At 60.9% G+C, this 6,914-nt stretch carries 5 protein-coding genes; 2 read left to right on the forward strand and 3 right to left on the reverse strand.

What is annotated here, in order from left to right:
- Nucleotides 1–112: 112 nt before the first annotated feature.
- Entirely contained in the window at nucleotides 113–1,255 is a 1,143-nt protein-coding gene (locus HMPREF3130_RS05745; RefSeq protein ID WP_070429505.1) for an alpha/beta hydrolase, read from the forward strand.
- A gap of 132 nt (nucleotides 1,256–1,387) precedes the next feature.
- Here the strand turns inward: HMPREF3130_RS05745 and HMPREF3130_RS05750 are convergent, their stop codons facing one another.
- From HMPREF3130_RS05750 to HMPREF3130_RS05760, 3 genes are all read right to left on the reverse strand, one after another.
- Complete coding sequence (locus tag HMPREF3130_RS05750) at nucleotides 1,388–2,029, reverse strand: DUF3239 domain-containing protein (RefSeq protein ID WP_049171985.1); 642 nt, start codon at nucleotides 2,027–2,029, stop codon at nucleotides 1,388–1,390.
- A gap of 25 nt (nucleotides 2,030–2,054) precedes the next feature.
- Nucleotides 2,055–3,758 carry a DNA repair helicase XPB gene (locus HMPREF3130_RS05755; protein ID WP_070429506.1) on the reverse strand — a complete coding sequence of 568 codons (1,704 nt, stop codon included), beginning with the start codon at nucleotides 3,756–3,758 and terminating at the stop codon, nucleotides 2,055–2,057.
- A 148-nt stretch (nucleotides 3,759–3,906) separates the two neighbouring features.
- On the reverse strand, nucleotides 3,907–6,423 hold the full coding sequence (locus tag HMPREF3130_RS05760; protein WP_070429507.1) for a helicase-associated domain-containing protein: 2,517 nt from the start codon (nucleotides 6,421–6,423) through the stop codon (nucleotides 3,907–3,909).
- A gap of 74 nt (nucleotides 6,424–6,497) precedes the next feature.
- Between HMPREF3130_RS05760 and HMPREF3130_RS05765 the strand changes: the two genes are divergently transcribed.
- The gene (locus HMPREF3130_RS05765) at nucleotides 6,498–6,686 is read left to right on the forward strand and encodes a hypothetical protein (RefSeq protein ID WP_016423317.1); all 189 of its coding nucleotides are present in this window, start codon (nucleotides 6,498–6,500) and stop codon (nucleotides 6,684–6,686) included.
- Nucleotides 6,687–6,914: the final 228 nt, after the last annotated feature.

Consider the following 6,914-nt stretch of genomic DNA (forward strand, 5'->3'; position numbering starts at 1 on the left):
TGCGGCCCACTTTTTGTTACCCACGAGTAAACGGAATTAACTAAGCGTCGATCGGATCCTCGGTTTCCTCTTTTGGTGAATCCTCGTTGGCTCTCTGTGGCAGACTGTCTCTATGACTAATCAGACACCTAACTCCGATGTGGTTAACCTCGCTTCTTCTGAGGACGAGGCTCAAGACAACTTCACTCCCGTAACGACCGAAGAAGGTAAGCTACAACAGCTTATTGAATGGCTCGAAGAACACGTCTCGGCCTATTCCTACTTGAGCGAGGTTGTCCCCTTGGGTGCCTCTGAGGAAGACATTAAGAAGGCTCGTGCTTCAGTCAATGACCGCGGCGCTCGTATGCCAGACGCCATCATTCACGGTTCAATGATGGTCCTGGGGGCGGCTGTCAACCATTCTTCGCCATACCTTGCGTATGCCGACGGCAAGGTAGAGGTGACGGAAACGATGGTGGGGGATAGTCCTAGCGTTCCGGTGCGGGTTTTTGTTCCGGAGGATCCAACCGGATCTGTGGTAGTTGCCGCACACGGCGGCGCTTTCTGGATGGGCGACGGCAGTCTGCGTGAGAATTCCTTCGGCCCAAATATGGCTGCCCTGGCAGCCCGATCGGGCGCAATTGTTGTGGACGTGGATTACCGGCTTGCACCAGAGCACAAGGTATCTGAGGCCGTCAATGACATCGCGCGGGTAGTCGCATCTGTCGCAGATGATTCGTTGCAGCTTCAAAAATTGGGTGCAATGCCCATCAGTGATCAGAACCCGATAGTTCTCTATGGTGTCTCTTCAGGCGGCCACAACGTTGTTTCCGCGGTAGACCAGATTAGTCAAGACACTCCGGTTGCTCTGTTGCTCGTTGCCCCGGCTCTAGACCTGCGTGGTGCTCCTGCGGTGTGGTTGCAGGCATTCTTCGGCACCTCTGATGATTCGGCAAAGGAAGTGTCACCGGGATTGCATGAGCCGTCGCGAAGCATGCGTGTCCACGTTCAGGCGGCCTCCCGCGATACTGTTGTTCGGCCAGCTACCGAGTACCTGAAGAAGGTTGAGGAGGCAGGGGGAGAGGCCTCTCAGGCGGTATTCTTGGCGACTCACCAGATTGCGGTTCCAAAGGTTCAGCGAGAACAGATTACGGACGCGGCGCGGTTCATTCTAGAGGCCACTCACACGGAACGTGAGCTGCCAGAGGATCCGGCAGGTGAATACGATAAGGAAGCGATCGACCGGCAGAACGAAGAGTCATGGGGCAAGAGCTAGTCAATCCGTTTCAGTTCCCAATGGCGCTCTCGCCGTGCATGTGAGCACCGCGGAGGGGGCGCTGCTAAGGGAAATCGGGGGCGGGTCTAGAACAGTTCAGTGCCAAAATGTCGGGGGCTAACAGCCCCCGGACTAGTTCAGCGGCAGGAGGTTGCGCTTCGTTGCGTGTACCTCTTCCACCCGGTCGATGTTGCGTTCGAGCACATTCCAATCGTTGACAGGAATATTGCGCTGGGCTTGGGCAATGATTGACTTGTCTGGAGTGGACCACGCGAGCGGCACTGGGGTGATCTCGTCGTAGAACTCGGTGCGGCTCTTGTGTGTACCGGCAACAGCAACAGCTGGCACCTTCGCGCCCACGCGGCGGGGGACACCGGAAATCGTGGTGACAGTTCGTGTAGCCAGGGCCGGGACGGGCTCGCCATCGGAGGGGTTTTTACGCATGTCCACCAGGGTCATCAGCACCATGGTCCGCTCATCCACACGCGCAATCATGGCCGGAACCAGCGGGGATTCGTCGTAAAGCTCTTGCGGATCCTTAATTGCGCGTCGCACCTGGAAGGTAACGCCGACGTAGAGAGCCGCGAGGGCGAAAAGCACAACCGCGCTGCCGATAACAAACGGCGTGCGGTCGAAAACTATTAGAACCAGCACAGCGCCGACGAGCAGCAGAGCAGAGAAAATGCCGGAGGAGATGAGCAGTCGGCGGGCATCGCGGTAGTACTCGTTGTTGGCGTTGGTGTGCTCGCGGTTGACGGGGAAGTGAAAGTTCATGGCAGTCCTTTAGTTATCCAGTTTTCTAGGATTCCGAGCTAGCGGTGGAATCACCGGGCAGGGAGGGCCCGAGGTACTCATCAGCGTCGACGATTCGGTAGGCGTAGCCCTGTTCCGCCAGGAAACGCTGGCGGTGAGCTGCGTATTCGGTATCGAGCGTATCGCGAGTCACCACCGAGTAAAAGACGGCGCCACCACCATCGGACTTCGGGCGCAGGAGACGCCCCAGGCGCTGTGCCTCCTCCTGTCGGGAACCGAAGGTGCCGGAGATTTGCACGGCGACAGAGGCTTCGGGAAGGTCGATGGAAAAGTTCGCAACCTTGGAGACCACCAGCGTGTTGATCTCGCCGCGCCGGAACTTCCCAAAGAGCTCCTCGCGTTTGGCGTTGGACGTCTTTCCTTCGATGACGTCGACGCCGAGCTCTTCGCCGATCTCTTCGAGCTGATCCAGGTAGGCACCAATCACCAGAGCGGGTTCGCCCTCGTGTCGGGCAAGGATTTGCTTGACGACGGGAATCTTCGTCGGCGTCGTTGCGGCCAGACGATACCTGTCGGAGGCCTCAGCCGTGGCGTAGAGCATGCGCTCGGACTCGGTTGGGGTCACGCGGACCTCAACGCAGTCAGCCGGTGCGATCCAGCCCTGGGCTTCGATGTCCTTCCACGGGGCGTCGTAGCGCTTCGGGCCAATCAGGCTGAAGACATCGCCCTCGCGGCCATCTTCGCGCACCAGGGTAGCGGTGAGCCCCAGTCGACGGCGCGACTGCAGATCCGCGCTCATTCGGAATACAGGAGCGGGCAGGAGGTGGACCTCGTCATAGATGATGAGGCCCCAGTCGCGGGAATCGAATAACTCGAGTGCGCGGTATTCTCCCTTAGTCTTGCGCGTGACCACTTGGTAGGTCGCAATGGTGACGGGGCGAATTTCCTTCTTTTCGCCGGAGTACTCGCCGATTTCGCCCTCGGTCAGCGAGGTGCGTCGCAGCAGCTCGTCGCGCCATTGCCTGCCGGCGACGGTGTTGGTGACCAGAATCAACGTGGTGCGCTGCGCGTCTACCATGGCCGCTGCACCGACGATTGTCTTGCCTGCGCCACAGGGCAGCACCACGACGCCGGAGCCGCCTTCGCGGAAGGAATCAGCCGCCATGCGTTGGTAGTCGCGCAGTTCCCAGGTGTCGTGGCCTCCGGTGCCCTGATCCTGCCAAGCGATGGCGTGTGCCTCACCGTCGATGTATCCGGCGGTGTCATTGGCAGGCCAGCCGACCTTCAGCAGCTCCTGTTTGATTCGGCCTCGCTCGGAGGGGTGCACGGTCCAGGTGTCGGCATCGATTTGCTCACCGAGCATCGGACGAATCTTTTTGTGCTTGGTCACCTCGGCCAGTACCGCAGGGTCGTGTGAAACCAGAATAAGGCCGTGAGCTGGGTGCTTGGTCAGGCTCAGGCGACCGTAGCGGTCCATGGTCTCCGCGACGTCGATAAGCAGCGGCTGTGGGACGGGGAACTTGGAGAAGCGCTCGAGGACGTCGACCACCTGCTCCGCGTCGTGACCGGCGGCGCGGGCATTCCACAGCGCCAGCGGGGTGATGCGGTAGGTGTGCACATGTTCAGGAGCACGTTCGAGCTCCGCGAACGGTGCCAGCGCCGCGCGTGCCGCATCCGCCTCCGGATTATCGACCTCCAGCAGCACCGTCTTGTCCGATTGGACGATCAGCGGACCCGTACCGAAACCCATTATTTCCTCGCCTCGCAGACATTCGACCAAAAATAAGCTAAAGGTCAATTCTGCCACGATTACGCAGAAGATGCGGCACGGGCTCGAATCATCCCGAACCGCCACATTCGCTTCTGCATCGCTTTACGACGGTCCGCGCGCCCGCCGCCTAGTCGACAGGATGTACTTCGGTAATGCGATGCAGCAGGAAGCGCAGCACTTGGCTGGTGGCCGGGTCGATTGCATCGACCTGCCCACCGGAGACTGTGACTGGGCGCACGCGCTTGCGGCCGGGTTTGCCGTTGCGGTCAACGTAGCTCAAATACAGGTCGTCACCGTGGCGAGCCGCGCGCTGCAGGAGCTTGAATGCTTCGGTGCCGGAGGCGTAGTCGCTCGTGCCACCGGTGCTAGTGCTGGCACCGGCAGCTGTGCCCGTACCTGTCGTCGAATCCGCAGCCGAGTCAGAGACCCCAGCAGTGCTGCCACTGGCCGTAGCGCCACTGGAACTACCGGCGTGCTCAGCAGCACGGTTGCCATCGGCAATAGCCGTCAACGCCTGGCTGATGCGTTCCGGTTCGGGCATCGTTGTACGCGCAGTGGGCACCGGAGCTGGCGCCTCAATGCGGCAGGGAGCGAGACCGAGATCCAGCACCAAACCCTCTGCATCTTCGGCGATGATGGAAAAGCCCGCATTTCTAGCGGTCTCAATCACCTGGGCAAGCGGGGCCTGGCTAATTAGCACCGTTTCGGCAATCTTCCGCAACGCCAGGCTTTGTCCAGCTTGGTGACTCTGGAATGAGGCCAGCAGGGCCGGGTCGTCACAGCGGATAAACGAAGCTGCGGGGCCACCGCGGAGACGACCGTGGCGGCGGGCGACGTCGTCAAGCAAATAGGTAATGGACTGCGGCACCTCGCCGACGGCGTAGCGCGAAAGAAACTCCGAGATATCGGCGGCATTGATGCCGGCGTCGAGGGCATCGCGAAGGCTGTCTTCGGTCACGCGGTAGACGCTGGCGAGGCCGGGAGATTCCAGCTGCGCAATCGAACTGAGCATGCGTTCCATCTCCGGGGATGCGGGGCCCGGTACGACGATGGTGTTGTCCGCCTGAACCATCAGGTACGAGGCGTTCGGCGGCAAGAGGTTGTTACAGGCGGCACGCAGATCGTCGAAGGCCTCGGCGGTGCCGGATTCGATGAGCGCGACCGTGGCTTTGCCGACCTCGCTAAGTCCGACGGAAATCGTTTCCACGCCCGGGTCCCGCACGACGATGCCGAGGGCGACCAGCTCGTCGACCACGCCACTGAGCGTCTCGTCCGTGCACCTCGCGTTGGTAATCGGGTAGTAGTAGGCGGCGCATTCACGCAGGTCAGTCAGAGCAACGATGTCGTTGTCGCTTGCCGACGACGCCACCTGCGCACAGCAGGCCAGCACCATTTCCCGGATTGACGGTACCCCGGAGAGCCGAGCTTGTGGGGAGAGTAGAGCAATGCGCTTGCCTTCCTCATTGAGCTGGTCGACCCGCCAGGGAGCTGCGTCGCTAGTGCGAGTGCCGACCGTCAAACTCACCCACCGGTCAACCAGATCGGCGTCGAGGAAGCCGTCGGCTGCCAGCGTGGGGGCGAAATAGTCACCACCGCTGTCGTGCAGTGGCAGCGGATGCGGAGTGCCGACATGAACCAGGCCCGCTGCACTGAGGTTAGCCACGCCGCGAGCCAACTCCGAGATGTCGACGCCGAGCTCCTCGATGAGACTGCGGGTTTCCCGCACTCCGATGACACCGTTTTTCAAGGTCGGCGCGGGGTCGGTTCCCAGCAAGTCCAGCAGGTCAGTCGCCTGTCGCAAAGTTTCCCAGGCAGTGGCGGCAGCACGGTCGTTACCGCTGGCGATCACGTGGGTAGCGGGGGTTTCGGGGCGCAGGGGGACGTCGTCGTCGGCAAGCCCGACTCCACGCATAAGCGCGCGAACGGTGGCGGGCAGGCGAACGGTGCCCTCGTCGATGCGTTCGAGCAGGCCGGCGTTGATGAGCGCTGGGACCGGCAGCGAAGGGTCGGCATCCGGATGAGCGTCCTTTGTGACGCCGAGCCCTCCGGAGTTGGCGAGGGTATCCAGGAGACGCTGCTGCCTGTCTGTGACCTCGGTGAGTGCCGTGCGTAGCTGGCTGCGGCTGGGGCCATCGGGATTGGGCAGAAGATACCAGCCGGGTGGCAACGAGGTGGCGACCTCATCGCTGAGACAGAAGTAGTCCTGCCAGGGCAGAGGTTTCTTGCGGGTGGACTTGCCGGTGAAGGTGCCGCGGGGGCCGGGACCGTTGCCCCAGATGAGTCCGTATTCGCGCAGGGTATCGAGGCTTGTCCGAATATGCGTGGCCGTGGGCCGTTGATTGGCGGGAACCTCTGCTCGAGAGAGTAAGTCGAGAATGTAGTCGATGAGGGCGTCCGCAGTGACGGGTTCGGCGTCAGCACCGAGGTCGGCGGCGGCCTCAATGCAGGCGAGCTCCAGTGCGGGCAGTTTGGTTAGCGCGCGGGAGACAGAAGCGCGGAGCTGGAGCCTTGCCGCTAGCACCTGGGAAGACTTCGGCGGTGGCGACAGCGCATCGGGGCGATTGCTGAGGATAGTGCCCACAAATTGGTCTGGTTGACCTGCCAGCCAGTCGGAAAAGAGTGCAAAGGGGGTGGTGCTAGTCATGACAATCCCCACTTTAGTGAGATTTAAGGAGGGGAGAAGGTGACTGGGGAGAAAATTTTTGGGATAATCTCAGCATGGCTAACGTTGCAAAGAAATCCTATGTCGATCCCGGCTGGCCGAAGGACCTCGAGCCTGGTCAGCACGCTGTTACTGAACTGATTGCTCACCACGCTGGTGCAGATTCGCCTTTCGGCGACATTGAGTTCCCGGTTGATCCGGAGACTCTGGGTTACGTGCACCCGACCACGGTGATTAACAAGTAATCTTTTAGATTCTTAGCAGAGCTACATCTGCTGGAGGCCCGCAGCCGTGACTGCTAGTTCAGCCATGGCTGCGGGTTTTCACATCAGTGGCCTCGGGGCGGGGGCTTGAGTAGGGGGGGCGCTTGAAGTGGGCGGGGCTTATTCAAGCCCGTTTCCGGCCAATCCACCGGAATGGCCCCATGGATGCGAGCTGCAAATGTGAAACTGTGTAAGTTTATGACACTTTCA

Origin of the sequence: Corynebacterium sp. HMSC14B06, from assembly GCF_001807075.1 — a bacterium.
GTDB classification, from domain to species: Bacteria; Actinomycetota; Actinomycetes; order Mycobacteriales; family Mycobacteriaceae; genus Corynebacterium; species Corynebacterium jeikeium_D.